We start from the raw sequence: 17,088 nt of genomic DNA, 5'->3' as shown, positions 1-17,088 counted from the left end.
CGGACCCCTCGTAGGAGTGACCGGCCAGCGGTCTGCGACGGGCATGCGACAGGCTCGTGAAGAGTGCCCGGAGATGGAATGGCGATCTGCGGGATCCGGTTGACTCCGGTCATGACCGACAACCTCAGCGACGCTCCCCACCAGGTGACCCTCGGCGGTTCGGATCTCGCCGTGTCCACCCTCTCGCTCGGCGGCAACGTGTTCGGCTGGACCGCCGACCGGGCGGAGTCCTTCGCCGTCCTCGACGCGTACGCGGCCGGCGGCGGCAACTTCGTCGACACCGCGGACGTCTACTCGTCCTGGGTGCCGGGCAACACCGGCGGCGAGTCCGAGACCATCATCGGCGACTGGCTGCGCAGCCGGGCCAACCGCGCCGACATCGTGGTGGCGACCAAGGTCGGCGCCCACCCCGAGGCCAGCGGGCTGTCCGCGGTGACCATCAAGTCCGCCACCGAGGACTCGCTGCGCCGGCTCGGGGTCGACCACATCGACCTGCTCTACACCCACCGGGACGACACCGGGACGCCCGTCGAGGAGTTCGTGCCCGCGCTCGACCAGCTGGTCCGGGAGGGCAAGGTCCGGGCGGTGGCCGCCTCCAACATCAGCGCCGAGCGGCTCACCGAGGCGCTGGAGTTCTCGGCCCGGGAGGGGCTGGCCGCGTACGTCGCGGTGCAGCCGCACTACAACCTGGTCTCCCGGGGCACGTACGAGGGCCCGCTGGCCGAGGTGGTCGCGGCGCACGGGCTGTCCGCCGTGCCGTACTACGCGCTCGCCTCCGGCTTCCTGACCGGCAAGTACCGGCCCGGCGGCGCGGCGGTGGAGAGCGCCCGGGCGATCGGCGCCGCGCGCTACCTGGAGGACCCGCGCGGGCCGAAGGTGCTGGACGCCCTCGACCAGGTCGCCGCCGAGCACGGCGTGGCGCAGGCCACCGTCGCGCTGGCCTGGCTGGCCGCGCAGCCGACCGTCGCCGCGCCGATCGCCAGCGCGCGGACGGTGGAGCAGCTGCCGCCCTTGCTGGCGGCATCCCGGCTGCGGCTCCGGCCGGCGGAGCTGGCTCTGCTGGACGCGGCCTCGGCCTGAGGGTGGCTTGCCTGACGGCGCGCTACCTGACGGCGCATCGGGGCGCGGGCCCCGCGCGAGCTGCTGGAGCGGCGGCTCGCGCGGGCTTCCGCGCCCCTGGCGCCGCCCGTGCGCTACGGGCGGGCCAAGTGGGTGGGGAAGTACCCCTTGCTCAGGGTCGAGATGCGGATGGTGGTGCCGGGGCGGGCGGCTTCCAGGTACTTGTTGTCGCCGAGGTAGATGGCGACGTGGTGGATGCCGGAGGCCCGGCTGCTGTTGGACCAGAAGATCAGGTCGCCGCGGCGGAGCTGGCCCGAGCTGATCGGCGTGCCGGCCGCGTACTGGTCGTCCGCGACCCGCGGCAGGCTGATCCCGGCCCGGCGGTACGCCTGCTGGACCAGGCCGGAGCAGTCGAAGCCGGACGGGCCGTTGCCGCCCCAGACGTACGGCTTGCCGAGCTGGGCCGAGGCGAAGGCGATCGCCGACTCGATGCTGCCGGAGGCGGGCGTCGAGGGCGCCGTCGGCGGGGCGGGCGCGGGGGCCGGGGCGGTGCCGCCGCCGGACTGGCCGGTGCGGGCCTGGTAGACCGAGAGATGGCTGGTGTAGCGCCACTCGCCGCTGCTGTTCTTGAACCAGTACTTCGAGCCATCCCAACCCTGCTGGATACCAACGGAGTTGGTAGAGGCAGCGGAGGGCGGAGTGGAGCCCTGGGCGGTGCGCGCCTGGTAGACCGAGAGGTAACTGGTGTAGCGCCACTCGCCGTTGGCGTTCTTGAACCAGTACTTCGTACCGTCCCAGCCCTGCTTGCTGGGCGCCGGCATGGCGTTCGCGGTGGTCGCGCCCAGTCCGAGCCCGATCACTCCCGCACCGGCCAGCACGGTGGTGGCGACACAGGTGGCCCGGACCGCCCGGTGTATTCGGCCGCCGTCGGCACTGCCGGGCCCAACTGCGCCCCGGGCCCTGGCCAGTCGGCGGGAGACGGCCAGGCAGTGGGCGCAGCCGCACGGACCGGCGGTCGGGGTGAGGTCGGCGAAACCGATCAGGGCGGGGTCGGTGGCTATCTTCACGCGAGCTTTCCTTCCTTCCTCCCGGCCCGGGCGGCCGGCGAGGGTACCGAGGCGGCCACCCCGGAGGGGGCCACGAACGCGACCAGCAGCTGCTCCATCAGCGCGCTGCGGGCGGCCTCGTCCAACTCGTGGGCGGTGGCCCGCTCCAGGCGGCGTACCGCGAGGGCGGCGGCCTCGACCGCGTCGTCCACCAGGACGGTCCGCAGCCCCGCGTCCAGGTCCGCGAGGCGGCGCCGACGCATGCTGTCGGCCACCTCGGGGGCGTAGTCGAGGGCGAGCGGCTGGACCGAGTAGACCTCGATCCCGGCCGGCGCCGCCTCGGCTGCCAGCGACCTGGTCAGCTCGTCGGCGAACCACTGGCCGTCCCGCAGGGCGGGGCCGGGCGCGGAGTTGCTGTCGCAGGGCAGGGCGCTGGCGGTCCGGGTGAGCACCGCGTGCACCTGCTCGCGCAGGTAGTCCTCGTGCCCGGCGATGGCGAGCGTCGCCCTGGCCGTGTCCTTGACCCGCCAGACGATCAGCAGCCGGACCACGATCGGGGTGCCGGTACGGTCCGCGACCTGCACCGGCTCGCTGCGCCAATGCCGGAGCCGGATGTCCACCCGGCGGCGGCGCAGCAGCGGGTTGACCCAGAGCAGGCCGGTGCGCCGGACGGTGCCCCGGTAGCGGCCCCAGCGGGTGAGCACCCGGGTCTCGCCACCGGCGTTGACCAGCAGTCCGGCCAGGGTCGCCAGCACCACAAGCCCGGCCGCCGAGACGGCGGCGATCGAACGGGCGGTGATCTCGGCCCCGCCGCCGGCCTTGGCGGCGGCGCCGCGGAGGTCGGGCAGCCCGTCGAGGTGCGGGATCACCCCGGCCCGGGCGAGCACCAGGACCACTCCGGCCAGCGCGGCCAGCAGGACCAGCAGCGCGAGCCAGCCCGGCAATGAACGGGCCTGCTGCTCGCGGAGGGCGGGGTCGGTCCGGGGCGGACGGCGACTCGCCCGGGACTCGCTGCTCGACGCGCCGACCGGCGGTTCGAACGGCGTGTCGACCACGGCGCGTCCGGTCTGCGTGTCAGGCCCGGCCAGGGCACCGACCAGCGTCCGGGCGGCGGAATCGTGGTCGGTGTCGAGCTCGTCCTGGACGGTCACCGGCCGGGCCTTGATCAACGGCCTGGCGACCGCGTCGGCGACCGCCTTGCTCAGCTGGGTGGCGCCACCGCCGCGCTGGGGCAGCTCCGGCGGGGCCGGGGGCCAGGAATTGGGTCGCGGCGAAGATTCGCGGGTGACGTCCATGCACGGTTCCTCGGGGTCGGTGTGTCGCGCAACGGGCGGCCCGGATCTGACGGGCGGTGCCAGATTCAGGCTAAGTTGATAAGTCATCAAATGCGACATTTAGTGCGCGGCGTGTCGCAGCCTATCTGACGGCGCGTCGGCCGACGCGCCGTCAGATCCCCAGCTCAGCGGCGTCGCCGACCGCCCGGACCACGACCGAACACCCGCCGGGTCAGCAACCCGACCGCCGCCAGCATCAGCAGCACACCGCAGGCCGCCGTACGCCACGTCTCGGAACTCGGACGCTCGGCGCCCACCGGCGGCGCGGCGAGGTTGCGCGGCTCCGGGGCCATCGGATCGACCGACACCGGCGAGGCGGACGGGACGCCGGACGCCTTCGGCGCGGCAGGCGCGGCGGGGGCGGGGGCGGCGGCCACGGCGGGCTTGCCGGCGGCGGGGGTGGCGCTTGCGCTCGCTGTCGGCGAGGGAGCCGTACCGGCTGCCGGCGAGGGAGCGGCGCTCGCTGCGGGCGTGGCACTCGCCACCACCGCCGCGCCGACCGCCGGGGAGGCCGACCCGCCGACCGGCGCGGCCACCGAGGCCGATGGCGCGGCCGAGGGGACCGACGGTGCGGCCGAGGGCGCCGAGGGCACCGGGGACGGCGACAGCACCGGGCTGACGGCCGGCGACGGCAGCACCACGGGCAGCTCGATCACCACCGGCGGGATCACGATCGGCAGAATCGCCGCCGCCTCCTCCGGGGTCAACACCGGCTCGCCGAACGGCGGTTCGACCGCGCCCACCGACACCGAGGGCGACGGCGACGGTGCCGCCGAGGCGGACACCACCGGTGCCGACACCGAGGCCGACGGTGAGGGGAGAGTGACCCCGGCCGACGGCAGCACCGGCGACGGCGACGGCATGACCGACGGCACCGCAGGAGCAGAGGCCGCAGCCGACGCGGACGCCGAAGGAGAGGAGGACGGAGACGGCTCCGCCACCGGCCGCGCCGTGACCGTGACCGCGTCCGCCGAGGTGGCGTTGCCGGCCCGGTCGGTGGCGGTGACCACCAGGGACTGCTCACCCGCCGTCAGATCCCGGGCGGGCGTGCAGCTCCAGGCCCCGTCCACCCCGGTCACGGCGGTGCACAGCACCACCCGCTCGCCCGCCGTACCGCCCCGGGTGGTGACGGTGACGGTGGAGCCGGGCTCGGCCCGGCCGGTCAGCCGGGGGCGGGCGGAGGTGAGTTCGGCACCTGCGGCGGGCGAGCCGAGCACCGGCCGGGGCGGTGCCACGGTGTCGACGGTGAGCGGCACCGGCTTCCCGGCCGTCCGGTTGCCCGCGCCGTCGGTGGCCGAGGCGGTCAGCTGGTGCTTGCCGTCGGCGAGGTTCTCCACCGGCAGGCAGGACCAGCTGCGGTCGGCCGCCACGGCGGTGCTGCACAGCTCGCCGGCGATCCGTCCGGCGCCGGGGGCGTTGGCGGCGTCCACCACCGAGACGGTGCTGCCGGGGTCGCCGGTGCCGGTGAGCAGCAGGCCCGGGTCGTTGGTGTACTCGGGCAGGGTGAGGACCGGCGCGGCCGGCGGGTCGGTCTTGACGGTGATCCGGATCTCCTCGCCGCGCAGCACCACGCCGCCCTTGGTGGTCTCCACCGGGGTGAGGGTGTGGGCACCGGCCGGGAGTGGCGTGTCGGGCCGGCAGCTCCAGCGGCCGTCCTTGGCGACGGTGCTCCGGCAGAGCGTGGTGTCACCGGCCATGATCGCGACGGTGGCGCCCTGCACCCCGGCCTCGCCCCGGATCTCCGGGCGGGCGTCGGCCACCACCGCTCCGCTGACCGGGCCGGTGATCTCCGGCCGGGCGGCGCCGACGGTGAGCTTGATCCGCTGGTCGGTCACCTCGCCGGAGTCGGCGTAACCGCCGGGGGTGACGAGTTGGGCGGAGTTGCGGGCGATCCGCAGCCGGGCCCAGGTCTCGCCGGCGGCGGCGTTGCCGGGCACGGTCCACTCCAGCTGCGCGCTCTTCGCGCCGACCAGCACCTCGCTCTGCACCCGTTCGGTGGCGTCGAACCTCCCGTTGTGGTCGAAGTCGATCCAGCCGGCCAGGGTGGCCGGGCCGGGGCCCGGACTGACCGGGACGGTGAGGTCGTAGTACCGCCCGATCGCCGCCTCGGCGGGGAACGGGACGGTCGGGTCGGCGCCCTGGTACTCGCCGCGTCCCGGCTGGAGCTCCGGCGGGGCCGGGTTGGCCCAGGGGCTGCGGCGGCTCGCGCCACCGTCCAGTTCGACCATCGGCTGGTCCCGCTCGCGCAGTTCGGCCGGCTCCTGCGGGGCCGAGCCGCCCGGGGGCAGCAGCCGTTGCGCGGAGGTGGCGGCGACGGTCGGGCGCACCCCGGCGGCACCGCTGGCGGTCCGGCCGAGGAAGACGTCGGAGACCAGGTGCGAGACGTTGCCGTACCCCTGCGGGGCGGTGCCGACGCCTTCGTCGAGCGTCACGGTGTACGCCTGCGCGGGCGACTCGGGGGCGGTGGTGGAGCCGTCCCGGGCGGTGCTGCGCTGTTCCACCCGGAAGGTCACGGTGCTGACCGTGCCGGAGAGTTCGAGCGTGCCGCTGCCGGGAGTGGTGCCGTCGGTGGCGCCCGTACCGGTCGGGGTCAGGGCGTTGTCGCCGACCGTCCAGCCGGCCCAGTCGGTGCGGGCGACCAGGCTGGGGGCGCTCGGGGAACCGCCCGTGACGGTCAGTCGGCTCGCGGTCCCGGTGGAGCCGCCCTTGCCGGTGGCCAGCGCGGCCAGGCCGCTGAGGTGCAGCCGGGGGTTCCGGACCGCGCGGCTGAAGGAGAGCTGGAGGGTGCCGAGGGTGCGCCAGGAGCCGTCGGTCAGCGGGCGTTCCACGCCGAGTTCGAAGCCGGTGGCGGGGTCGCCGCCGCGCAGTCCGTCCGCGTATCCGGGGCCGCCGGTGGCGAGCTTTCCGGGGGCGGTCCTGACGGCGATGCCGGGGAGGGGGGCGAAGTCGAACTGGATACCCAGGCCGGACGGCAGCACGGCCCGGCGCTCGGCGGTCCAGGAATCCGGGGTCTGCTGGGCTTCGGCGGCCGGGCCGAGCAGGGTCGAATTCCAGCCGACCAGGAGCCCGGCGGCCGTGATCGCGGCCATTCTCCGGGTGATTCCGTTCCGTCTCGGCGGTCTCGCGGCCCACCGGCCCGAGCTGGTGGCTGACGACTCGGCGGCGTGGGAGGACTGTCGGCTCATCCGGCTCTCCTTCGGTGTCGGCCGCCAACCGGCGCGGCAGGCATAAGTTCTGACAAAACGGAATCACGATCTGGAGTCCGTCATACCGTGACACCGCGACGAATGCCCTACTGCTACCCGATTGGCGGTCACTCGTCCGGCAGCCTAGGAAGTTGACGGCCCATCCGTTTTCAGCCACTCGGGGTTGGTGGCCAACCGGTCGTTACTGTCCGGTGCTTGACCGTTCATTACCGATACCTGTTCGAATAATTCGCACCTTGCGTAGAATCTGCGCAGTGTCCTTCGACCCCGCGCTCATCCGCGCCAGCTTCGCCGTCGTCGAGCGCCGGGCCGACCAGCTGGTCAAGTACTTCTACGTGCACCTCTTCGCGCACAGCCCGGAGCTCCGCCGACTGTTCCCCAAGGAGCTGACCGAGCAGCGCGACCGCCTGTTCCACGCGCTCACCCAGCTGGTGCTCCAGCTCGAACGGCCGGACCGGCTCACCGAGTACCTGCGCGCACTCGGCCGGGACCACCGGAAGTTCCAGGCCGCCGCCGAGCACTACCCCGCCGTCGGAGCCAGCCTGCTCGCCGCGCTGCGGCACTTCTCCGGCCACTCCTGGACCCAGGAGATCGAGAAGTCCTGGACCGAGGCGTACACGGTGATCTCGCAGACCATGCTGGAGGGTGCCAGGGCCGCCGCCGAGGCCCCGGCCTGGTGGGAGGCCGAGGTGACGGAGCGTCGGCGGGCGGCCGCCGACCTGGTGGTGCTCACCCTCCGGCCGGACCGCCCGTACCCCTACACGGCCGGCCAGTACCTCTCGCTCAGCTCACCCCGGCTCCCCCGGCTCTGGCGCTCGTACACGATCGCGGGCGCGCCCCGCGCCGACGGCACCCTGGAGCTGCACGTCCGCCGGGTGTTCGGCGGGCAGCTGAGCAGCCTGCTGGTGAACGACGTGCTGCCGGGCGAGACCCTGCTGCTCGGCCCGCCGATCGGCGACACCGTGCTCGACCAGCGCTCCGACCGGCCGCTGCTGGCCGTGGCCGGCGGCACCGGCTGGGCCACCGTCAAAGCGCTGATCGAGCAGCTGGCCCGGGGCCGGGAGCGCTCGGCCACCGTCTTCCTGGCCGCCCGGCAGGACGCCGACCAGTACGACCTGCCGGCCGTCAAGGCACTGGTCGCCGAGCACGCCTGGCTGGAGGTGGTGCTGGCGGCCCCCGAGGACGGCGCCGAACGGGAGGCGGCGGTGGACCTGCTGCGGACCGGCCTGCGGCACATCTCCGACTGGTCCGGCCACGACATCTACCTCAGCGGCCCGCCGGACCTCGCGCCCGAACTCGCCGACCTGCTGGTCGAACTGCACGCCGAACCCGGGCTGATCCGGTACGACCCGGCGCCGCTGACCGCGCGCAGCGGCCGGCCGCTCTCCTCGTCCGAGTGGTTCCTCACCCCCAGGGCCGCGCCGTGGGCGCGGTGACCGGCGGGACCCGGTGACCGGTGGGACCCGGGAACGGCGAAGGCCCCGGGTGGTGAACCCGGGGCCTTCGATCTGTGCGCTCAGCAGGATTCGAACCTGCAACCTCTTGATCCGTAGTCAAGTGCTCTATCCGTTGAGCTATGAGCGCTCGGACGGCTCAACCTGCAAGCCGCGGAGCGATGGTGCGTGGTGCGCTCAGCAGGATTCGAACCTGCAACCTCTTGATCCGTAGTCAAGTGCTCTATCCGTTGAGCTATGAGCGCTCGCCCCGTGCGGCCTGGGCCTTGCGGGGCGGTGCGGAAGCAACATTACATGACCCTCGACCTGGGGCGAAATCGATTGCCCGGGGCTACGACAGGAGCCCCGCCGGTCTCTCGACCGACGGGGCTCCAGTGGCGGAGGCTGAGGGATTTGAACCCTCGATGGGCTTGAAGGCCCAAACCGCATTAGCAGTGCGGCGCCATAGACCGGACTAGGCGAAGCCTCCTCCACGACGGACCGCACCGACCAGCGGTGCACTCCGTGCGACTGAGATGATGCCACAACCCCAAGGCCTGACACCAACCACCGACAACGTTACCGGCCGGGTCGTCCACGGCGCAAAGAAGAATGAGATACTCCAGTCTCCCGAGGAGAGCGCGAGCCGCCGGTCGCACGCCGTGACGCAAGCCGTGAGGAGACCTGTCGACGTGAGCAGCAGGCCGATCCGAGGCGCTGCTCGCCTCGCCGCCATACTCGACGCATTGCCCGACGCACTGTTGCTGGTGAACAGCAACGGCACCGTCGTGGACGCCAACTCCGCCGCCGTCCAGGCGATGCAGACCCCGGGCACCTCGCTGGTCGGGATGGGCGTGCTGGACCTGTTGCCCGAGTTCGACCCGAGCCGGATCCCCGGCTCGATGCGGCCCGCCCCGCGCGAGCCCGAGGGGCTGGACCGGCCGGTCCGGATGACCGCCCGGCGCACGGACGGCTCGACCTTCCCGGTCGAGGTCTCCGGCAACGACTTCACGGACGACGGCGAGGAGCGCGGCGGCTCCGGCTACACCTCGCTCTACCCCCAGGACGGCGGCTCCGCCGGTGAGCTGCTGCTCCTGCTGGTCCGCGACCTGAGCAGCCGGCTCGGCGTCGAGGCCGAGCTGCGCAGGCAGCACAAGCAGACCGAGATGATCCTGCGGGCCGCCGCCGAAGGCGTGCTCGGGGTGGACCTCGAAGGCCGCGTGGTGCTGGTCAACCCGGCCGCCGCGCACATCCTCGACTACCGGGCCAGCGAGCTGGGCGGCCGCGAGCTGCACCCGCTGATCCAGCACTCCCAGGCGGACGGCAGCCCGCTGGCCCTGGAGGGCTCGGCGCTGCTGGACACCCTGACCTCGGGGCGCAAGCACCGGGTCAGGGGCGCGGTGCTCTGGCGCAAGGACGGGCGGCCGGTGACGGTCGACCTGACCACCGCCCCGGTCCGGGACGGCGACCAACTGGTCGGCGCGGTGATGACGTTCACCGACCGGACCAGGGAGCTGGCGCTGGTCGCGCGGAACGAGCATCTGACGGCCGTTCTGGAGAGCGAACTGGGCGGGGCGCTGGACGCGCTGCACCGGCGGATCGACGCGCTGGCCGCCGACCCGGCCGGACAGCTCTGGCCGGAGGCCAACTGGACCCTGCGGCGGCTGGCCGACGAGTGCCGCCGGTTCGGCACCCTGATCGACGGGGTGCTCACCCACCAGCGGTTCGAGAGCGAGGCCGAGAACGGCCAGCAGGAGCTGGACCGCCGAGTGGTCGGGCTGGACAAGGTCGTCCAGCGCGCCGTCGAGCAGGCGGGCGAACTGGTCGGCGCCGGCCGGGTCAGGTACTCGGTGCACGCCGCGGGCGTGAAGGTGGTCGCCGACCGCGAGCGCCTCGCCCGGGCCCTGGCCCACCTGGTCGCGGACGTCAGCGGCGTGGCGCTCTCGCTGGAAGCGGCCGACTCGGACGGCGCGGCCGAGGCACCGATGGTGGTGCTGGCCGCCGCCCAGCGCGGCGAGGTCGCCCGGATCGAGGTCCGCGGGCCCTCCCGTACGGTCAACCCGGTCCACCTGCCGATCGCCCGGGGCACGGTCGAGCGGCACGGCGGGGTGCTCCAGCGGCACGAACTCCCGTCCCGGGCCGGCACGACGTACGTGGTGGAACTCCCGCTCGACCCGGCCGCGGTGGCCGGGGGCGGGGCGGTGCAGCACCACCACGTGCCCAAGGAGACCGACACCGCGATGCTGCCGGACCTGCCCGAGGTGCCCCCGGCGGACGCCAAGGAGCCGGAGCGGAAGCAGGAGCCGGAGCCGGAACCAGCCGCACCGGCGGCCGAGGGGGCGGCCGAGCAGCAGTCGGTGGAAGAACCGACGGATCGTCAGGCCGAACCCGCCCGGGGTCCGATCGCACTCGGGCCCGGCCCGGCCTCGGCTTCCACGGCCGCCGAACCGGTCGTGGCCGAGGAGGAGAACGGGCGCGGCGGACGCCGCCGTCGGAGCCTGCCCGAGTCGCTGTCGATCCCCGGGGTGCCCGACCCCGGTACGCCGGTCTACCCCGGTCTCGAACTGGCGCTGCCCGAGACGCCGCCCGCCCCGGCCGAACCGCCGGCCGTCCAGCCGACCGGCCGCCGCCGTCGGCTGGCGCTGCCCGCCCAGCCGGAGGCCGCACCCGCGCCTGCCCCCGCGCCCGAGCCCCGCAGGGCGTTGGAACTCCCGTCCGGCGAGAGCCGGTCGGAGTCGGCGCTCCAGCCGCGCACCGAGCCGGCCGAGGCCGCGCCCGAGCAGCCGCGGCCGGTCGGCAGCGGGCTCGGCGAGCTGACCCCGCCACGCCCGTCGGGCGGTTTCGCGGGGGCGTTCCCGAACGCCTTCCCCCAGCAGTCCGCCCCGGTCGAGCGCCCCGCGCTGCCCGCCCTGGCCAGTGCGCCGGAGCAGAGCAGCGAGCCCCCGGCGCCCGTCGAGCCCCGTACGCCCCCTCGGCCGACCGCCGAACTCGCCCTGGCCGGGCGGGAGTCGGCGACCGGCGCCGAGGACCCGCCGACCATGGTGGTGCCGACCGTCGACGGCGGCCCGCGCCGGCTGCTGGTCTGGCCCGAGCCCGATCCGTCCACCAAGCAGGCGCTCCAGGACCGCGGCTACCGGCCGGTGATCGTCCGCTCCCGCGAGGAGGTGGACGCCCAGGTGTCCGCGTACCCCGCCGCGCTCTTCGTCGACCCGCTGACCGGGCCGATCACCCGCACCGCGCTGCAGTCGCTGCGCACCGCCGCGCTCAACAGCCGGGTCCCGGTGCTGGTCACCGCCGGTCTCGGGCAGGCCACCAGGGACGCCGCGTACGGGGCCGATCCGGCCGTCCTGCTCCGGGCGCTGGCGCCCAAGGACAGCGAGAACCACTCCTCCCGGGTGCTGCTGGTCGAGTCCGACCCGGACATCGCGGCCGCGATGATCGCCAGCCTGGAGCGGCGCGGGATGCACGTCGAGCACGCCACCGACGAGAACGACGCCGTCTCCCGGGCCAGCAGCGTGCAGCCGAACCTGGTGGTGATGGACCTGCTGCAGATCCGGCGCCGCCGGGTCGGCCTGCTCGACTGGCTGCGCGCCAACGACCGCCTGCACCGCACCCCGCTGGTCGTCTACACCTCGGTCGACCTCGACCCGCAGGAGCTGCCCCGGCTGCGGACCGGCGAGACCGTGCTCTTCCTCGCCGAACGCTCGACCTCCGAGGACGTCCAGTCCCGCATCGTCGACCTGCTCGGGCGGATCGGCAGCCTCGGCGAAGTCACTGCGTCGCAGCGCTGAGTGGCGCACGCCAGGGGCTCGGGGAACTGCGACGCCGACCTCGGAAAAGGTCACACGTGCGTAGGTGGTCAGGCACTTTGCATTTTGACCCGCCAGCCACGAACCGCCGCCGTTCCCCGGGCCCCTGACGGTGCAACTAGCTCTTGGCGAGAAGGGTCACGTCGAGGTCGTTCGCCGCGTACTGGGCGCGGATGACCTTCTTGTCGAACTTGCCGACCGAGGTCTTCGGGACCGACTCGACGATCGACCAGCGCTCGGGCAGCTGCCAGGAGGCGACCCGTTCGGCGAGGAAGGCGCGCAGTTCGGGGAGGCCGGCGGTGGCGCCGGGGCGCAGGACCACGGTGGCCAGCGGGCGTTCGCCCCACTTCTCGTCGGGCACGGCCACCACGGCGGCCTCGGCCACCTCGGGGTGGGCCATCAGGTGGTTCTCCAGCTCGACCGAGGAGATCCACTCGCCGCCGGACTTGATCACGTCCTTGGCCCGGTCGGTCAGGGTCAGGTAGCCGTCGGGGGTGATGGTGCCGACGTCACCGGTGCGCAGCCAGCCGTCCGGGCTGAACTTGTCCTCGGGCCGCTCGGGCTCGTTGCCCGCGCCGGCGAAGTACGCTCCGGCGATCCACGGTCCGCGGACCTCCAACTCGCCCGCCGCGACGCCGTCGTGCGGCATCCGCTCGCCGCCGGGCCCGATCAGCCGGGCCTCCACCGAGGCGGGGAAGAGGCCCTGGCTGACCCGGTAGGGCCACTCCTGATCCGGCGTCAGGCCGGCCGGGGGCTGGGCGAAGGAGCCGAGCGGCGAGGTCTCGGTCATGCCCCAGGCGTGCACCACCCGGATGCCGTGCCGGTCCTCGAAGCCGCGCATCAGGGCGGGCGGACAGGCCGAGCCGCCGATCACCACCATCCGGAGCGAGGAGGTGTCGTAGGAGCCCGCGTCCAGCTCGTCCAGCAGGCCGTTCCAGATGGTCGGCACGGCGGCGCCGACCGTGGGCTTCACCCGGTCGATCATCTCGGCCAGCGGCTTGGGCTGGAGGAAGCGGTCCGGCATCAGCAGCCGGGCGCCGGACATGAAGGCGGCGTACGGCATGCCCCAGGCGTTCACGTGGAACATCGGGACCACCGGCAGCGCGATGTCACGGGCCGTCAGGGCGAAGCTGTCGGCGGAGTTGACCTGCATGCAGTGCAGGTAGACCGAACGGTGGCTGTACGCAACGCCCTTGGGGTCGCCGGTGGTGCCGGAGGTGTAGCAGAGCGCGGCCGCCCGGCGCTCGTCGATGTCGGTCAGCCACGGGTAGTCGGTGGGCCGGTCCGCGATCAGCGCCTCGTAGTCGTGCACCCGGCCGGGGAAGCCGTCCAGCAGCGAGCGGTCGCCGGGACCGTTCACCACGATGTGCTTGAGGGTCGGGTTGAGCTGCGGCAGCACCGCGGCGAGCAGCGGCAGCACGCTGCCGTCGACCAGGATCACCCGGTCGGCGGCGTGGTTGATGATGAACGCCAGCTGGTGCCCGGGCAGCCGCAGGTTGAGGGTGTGCAGCACCGCGCCCATGGACGGGACGGCGAGGTACGCCTCCAGGTGTTCGGCGTTGTTCCACATCAGAGTCGCCGTGGTGGTGCCCTCGGTCACCCCGAGCTCGTCCCGCAGCGCGTGCGCCAGCTGACCGGCCCGGGCGCCGACCTCGGCGTACGTGCGGACCACCGGTCCGGTGCCGTCCCAGGTGGTGACGGTGGAGTTGCCGTGCAGGGTCGAGCCATGCGTCAGAATCCGGGCGACGGTGAGCGGTACGTCCTGCATCGTGCTGAACACGCGGGTCCTCCTTGACCGGGCGGGCAGGGCAGCGCGCCACGACTACTGGCGAGTAGTGAGATGCTGCTCGGCCCCGATTGTGTCGTCAAGGCACCGGGCTGTCAGCGGCGAAAGTCACGCCGTCCCCCTGCCGACCGGCCTCAGGTCGCGACCGGTCCGTCCAGCTGGTCCCGGTCGACGGTGAGGGTGGCGCCGCCCCAGGTCTCCTGGACGTTGCCCTGGTACTGGTGGACGCGCTGGCGGTTGGACCACTGGCCCGGCTCGAGGCCGCCCGCCCCCGCGGTGTCCGCCTTGCCGTCCCAGCGGGCGTACCAGATCGCGTCGGGGAGCGGGGCGCTGCCCGCGCGGGCGGCGGCGGCCAGGTCGGAGATGCCGGAGTCCGCGCTGGAGTAGAAGCCCGAGCGGAAGCCCTCCAGGTGCAGCTTCTGGGTCCAGCCGACGGTGAAGTCGATCACGCTCTGGGCGCAGGACTGGTCACCGCGCGGGTAGGACTCGATGTCCAGGTAGGCCGGGCTGCCCGGGCCCAGGCCCAGGGCGCGCAGGGCGGCGACGGCCTCGGCCGCCTCGGCCTGGCCCTGCTGGACGGCGGTGGCCGGGTCGATCCGCTTCGGCTTGTTGCCGAGGGTGCTGCACGGGGCCTGCAGGCCGACGTGAGTGGGCATCAGCTGCCAGCCCATCGCCCGGACCTGACGGACCCAGTCGGCGGTCAGCCGGGGCTGGGAGCAGCCGCGCTGGCCACCGCTGACGTAGATGCCGACCGCGCCGTACGGGGAGCTCTGCTTCCAGGCCGTCATGGTCTCCAGCGGCGGGGCGGTGCAGGCGTCGAAGCCGGGCCCGGTGAACAGCCGCCGGGCCGGCTGCGGCCTGATCCCGGGCCGGTCGGCCAGCACGGTGGCCCGCAGCACGACCGGGGCGGGGGCAGCGGCTACGGCGGCGGCCGGCGGCGGCCCGGCCGGGCCTGGTCCGACAATCGCCACCGGCTCCACCGCCGACGCGGTGCTGCCGTCGGGCAGCCCGTCCGTGGCGAGCAGCAGGACGAGGGAGGCCGCGGTGAGGGCAGCGGGGCCCAGATAGCGCATCACCTCTCGATACTGACCGATCGTCAGACGAATGCGAGGACCGGCCCGGGAATTCACCCGTCCGCACCCGCCGGGTCAGGCGCTAGCCGGAGCCGTGGTCCTTACCCGTGCACTCCGGACATGCCCGTGGGCGGTGCCGTCGAACGGCACCGCCCACAGAGGTGTGCGCGCTGAACCGGGAGTGAGTGACCCTCTCCACCCCGTACGGCTCGGTCGGTCCTACGGCCGGGTGCTCAGCTCACCCGGGCCCGCTCCCGCTGTCCGGCGCCCCCGCCGGACGGTGCGGGACCACTCAGTGGAAGACCGGCGCGAAGACGAAGTTGAAGTCCCGGTTGCCCTGGTCGCTGAAGATGAAGCCGGTGTTGTCCTTGGCCTGGAAGTTGTTGTTCTGGTTCGACGCGCCGGAGCCGGTGGCCACCTGCTGGGTCTGGTTGTAGTTGCCGGTGACGGTGCCGAAGATGTTCCCGCTGCCGACGTTGGACACCACGCTGCTGTTGGAACCGTCTCCCGCCAGGGCTCCGTTGTCGGCCGAGGCGGCGCCGGCGCCCACGAGCAGCAGAGCGGCTGCGAGCGGGGCGGCGGCCAGCAGGCCGACCAGTCGGGTGGTGCGAGTGCGAGCCATGTAAAGCCTCCAGATAGCTGCTGCGGTACTTCCGGTACTGCGCTTACTGCTTGCAGGAGTTCGCGGCCAGACGAACAGCTGCGGGGCTGCGACGCCGAGCAACAGGTTTCCGCAACAAATCGACAAAGCGCCAGTACCGGCGGGGCTTTTCGCCCATTCGCGTGACGTGACCCCGGATCCGCATAGTCCGGGAATAGCCGGTTCGTGAACAGACACACTGGCATCCACCTGCAGTGACCACCGAATGGCGGCAGCGCGGTGCGGTCATCGCCCCGGCGCGCAGGCCGATTTGTCGACCTGTCACGCGCCACCCCAGCGCACTCACCCGTCACGCACGCCCCCTGGCGCACGATCCAGCCATTCCGGCCGGAGTGTTCGGCCATCGGCCGAATCCATCGGACGGTGATGTGAATGACGGAAATTCTGTCAGTCCTAAAAAGATAGCGGGCCGGTCCCCAGGGGGCGTGGGGTCCGACCCGCTGGTTCAGTGGGCGACGAGTTCCTGACGACCGATCAGCGGCGGGTCGGTGACCCGGTCTTCGCCGACCCGGGCGCCGTGCAGCCACTCGACCTTCCGGTACAGCTCCTCGGGGGAGAGCACGGCCAGCATCGCGTTGCGCTCACCGGCCCGCTCACCGGCCGGGTGGTACAGCCGGCGGCCCAGCTCCCGGGCGAGCAGCTGGGTGGCGGCGGTGCGCTCGCGCCGCTCACCGGCGAACGTCTCGAAGCGCTGCTCGAACTCCCCGGCCTCGGTGCCGATCAGCCGGCCGAGCACCACCGCGTCCTCCAGCGCCTGGCAGGCACCCTGGGCGGCGTACTGCAGCATCGGGTGCGCGGCGTCACCGACCAGCACCACCCGGCCGTCGGTCCACCGCTCCACCGGGTCGCGGTCGCAGAGCACCCAGGAGCGCCAGTCCTCGCCCAGCTCCAGCAGCTGGCGCGGGGTCTCGCCGAGCTCGGGGAACTCGTTCAGCACCACGTCCCGCCCGGTCGGGACGGCGGTCACCGCCCGGCGGGCGCCGTCGTCCCGGGTCGCCGCCAGGTTGAGGTACTCGCCGCCGCCGATGGGGTAGTGCACGAAGTGCCACTTCGGGCCCGCCCACAGCGTGACGGTGTTCCAGCGCAGCTCGGCCGGCACCTTCGCCATCGGGATGACGGAGCGGTAGATGGTGTGTCCGGAGACCTGCGGGGCGCCGTCGCCGACCAGCTGCGCGCGGACGGCGGAGTTGATGCCGTCGGCCCCGATCAGCGCGTCGCCGTGCACCTGTCCGCCGTCGGCCAGCAGCGCGGTGACGCCGTCCGGGGTCCGCTGGTAGCCCCGGACGGCTGTGCCGGTCCGGAGCTCGATGCCGGGCGCCAGCCGGGCCGCCGCCAGCAGCGGGGCGTACACGTCGATCCGGTGCACCACCGCGTACGGGTTGCCGAACCGCGCCCGGTACGCGCCGGTCAGCGGCATCCGGGCCACCAGTTCACCGGTGGTGCCGTCCATGAAGCGCAGTCCGTCGATGTACACGGCGCGGGCCCGGACCTCGGCGCCGACCCCGAGGTGGTCCAGGGCGTGGAAGGCGTTCGGGCCGAGCTGGATGCCGGCGCCGAGCTCGGTGAAGGTATCCCGGCTCTCCAGCACCACCACCCGGTGGCCCTGCCGGGCCACCGCGATCGCCGTCGCCAGGCCGCCGATGCCGCCGCCGGCCATCAGGATCTTCGCCATCGGAACTCT

At 73.5% G+C, this 17,088-nt stretch carries 10 protein-coding genes and 3 tRNA genes; 3 read left to right on the top strand and 10 right to left on the bottom strand.

Annotation, left to right across the window (positions count from 1 at the left end):
* Positions 1-111: 111 nt before the first annotated feature.
* Positions 112-1,080 carry an aldo/keto reductase gene (locus F4556_RS18335; RefSeq protein ID WP_184917129.1) on the top strand — a complete coding sequence of 323 codons (969 nt, stop codon included), beginning with the start codon at positions 112-114 and terminating at the stop codon, positions 1,078-1,080.
* A gap of 113 nt (positions 1,081-1,193) precedes the next feature.
* Here F4556_RS18335 and F4556_RS18330 read toward each other — a convergent pair whose 3' ends face one another.
* The 3 genes from F4556_RS18330 to F4556_RS18320 all read right to left on the bottom strand — a co-directional run bounded on the left by F4556_RS18330 (position 1,194) and on the right by F4556_RS18320 (position 6,528).
* The gene (locus F4556_RS18330; RefSeq protein ID WP_184917126.1) at positions 1,194-2,126 is read right to left on the bottom strand and encodes a C40 family peptidase; all 933 of its coding nucleotides are present in this window, start codon (positions 2,124-2,126) and stop codon (positions 1,194-1,196) included.
* Positions 2,123-3,400, bottom strand: coding sequence for an SPFH domain-containing protein (locus F4556_RS18325; RefSeq protein WP_184917123.1), 1,278 nt, complete (start codon positions 3,398-3,400; stop codon positions 2,123-2,125). The genes F4556_RS18330 and F4556_RS18325 overlap by 4 nt, the downstream gene beginning before the upstream one ends.
* A gap of 164 nt (positions 3,401-3,564) precedes the next feature.
* Positions 3,565-6,528: an Ig-like domain-containing protein gene (locus F4556_RS18320; RefSeq protein ID WP_184917120.1), complete on the bottom strand. Its 2,964-nt coding sequence runs from the start codon at positions 6,526-6,528 to the stop codon at positions 3,565-3,567.
* Positions 6,529-6,899: 371 nt separating this feature from the next.
* On the opposite strand from F4556_RS18320, the gene F4556_RS18315 reads away from it, so the two are divergent.
* On the top strand, positions 6,900-8,081 hold the full coding sequence (locus F4556_RS18315) for a globin domain-containing protein (RefSeq protein WP_313068355.1): 1,182 nt from the start codon (positions 6,900-6,902) through the stop codon (positions 8,079-8,081).
* Positions 8,082-8,156: 75 nt separating this feature from the next.
* Here the strand turns inward: F4556_RS18315 and F4556_RS18310 are convergent.
* The 3 genes from F4556_RS18310 to F4556_RS18300 form a co-directional block, all read right to left on the bottom strand.
* Positions 8,157-8,229: transfer RNA gene (locus tag F4556_RS18310), tRNA-Arg, on the bottom strand.
* Positions 8,230-8,268: 39 nt separating this feature from the next.
* Positions 8,269-8,344 (bottom strand) — tRNA-Arg (locus F4556_RS18305).
* Positions 8,345-8,474: 130 nt separating this feature from the next.
* A tRNA-Ser gene (locus F4556_RS18300) sits at positions 8,475-8,568 on the bottom strand.
* 202 nt (positions 8,569-8,770) lie between these two features.
* On the opposite strand from F4556_RS18300, the gene F4556_RS18295 reads away from it, so the two are divergent.
* Positions 8,771-11,869 (top strand): hybrid sensor histidine kinase/response regulator, encoded by a 3,099-nt coding sequence (locus F4556_RS18295; RefSeq protein WP_184917117.1) that lies wholly within the window; start codon positions 8,771-8,773, stop codon positions 11,867-11,869.
* 136 nt (positions 11,870-12,005) lie between these two features.
* Here the strand turns inward: F4556_RS18295 and F4556_RS18290 are convergent, their stop codons facing one another.
* From F4556_RS18290 to F4556_RS18275, 4 genes are all read right to left on the bottom strand, one after another.
* Positions 12,006-13,667, bottom strand: coding sequence for a long-chain fatty acid--CoA ligase (locus F4556_RS18290; RefSeq protein ID WP_184917114.1), 1,662 nt, complete (start codon positions 13,665-13,667; stop codon positions 12,006-12,008).
* A gap of 140 nt (positions 13,668-13,807) precedes the next feature.
* Positions 13,808-14,746, bottom strand: a complete 939-nt coding sequence (locus tag F4556_RS18285; protein ID WP_246511629.1) for a DUF1906 domain-containing protein — start codon at positions 14,744-14,746, stop codon at positions 13,808-13,810.
* A 292-nt stretch (positions 14,747-15,038) separates the two neighbouring features.
* Positions 15,039-15,368, bottom strand: coding sequence for a hypothetical protein (locus F4556_RS18280; RefSeq protein WP_184917108.1), 330 nt, complete (start codon positions 15,366-15,368; stop codon positions 15,039-15,041).
* Positions 15,369-15,852: 484 nt separating this feature from the next.
* The gene (locus tag F4556_RS18275; RefSeq protein ID WP_184917105.1) at positions 15,853-17,079 is read right to left on the bottom strand and encodes a 3-hydroxybenzoate 6-monooxygenase; all 1,227 of its coding nucleotides are present in this window, start codon (positions 17,077-17,079) and stop codon (positions 15,853-15,855) included.
* Positions 17,080-17,088: the final 9 nt, after the last annotated feature.

Origin of the sequence: Kitasatospora gansuensis, assembly GCF_014203705.1 — a bacterium.
In the GTDB taxonomy this organism is placed as follows: Bacteria; Actinomycetota; Actinomycetes; order Streptomycetales; family Streptomycetaceae; genus Kitasatospora; species Kitasatospora gansuensis.
Note: the sequence above shows the minus strand (reverse complement) of the source record. Positions and strands in the feature narration are given on the sequence as shown.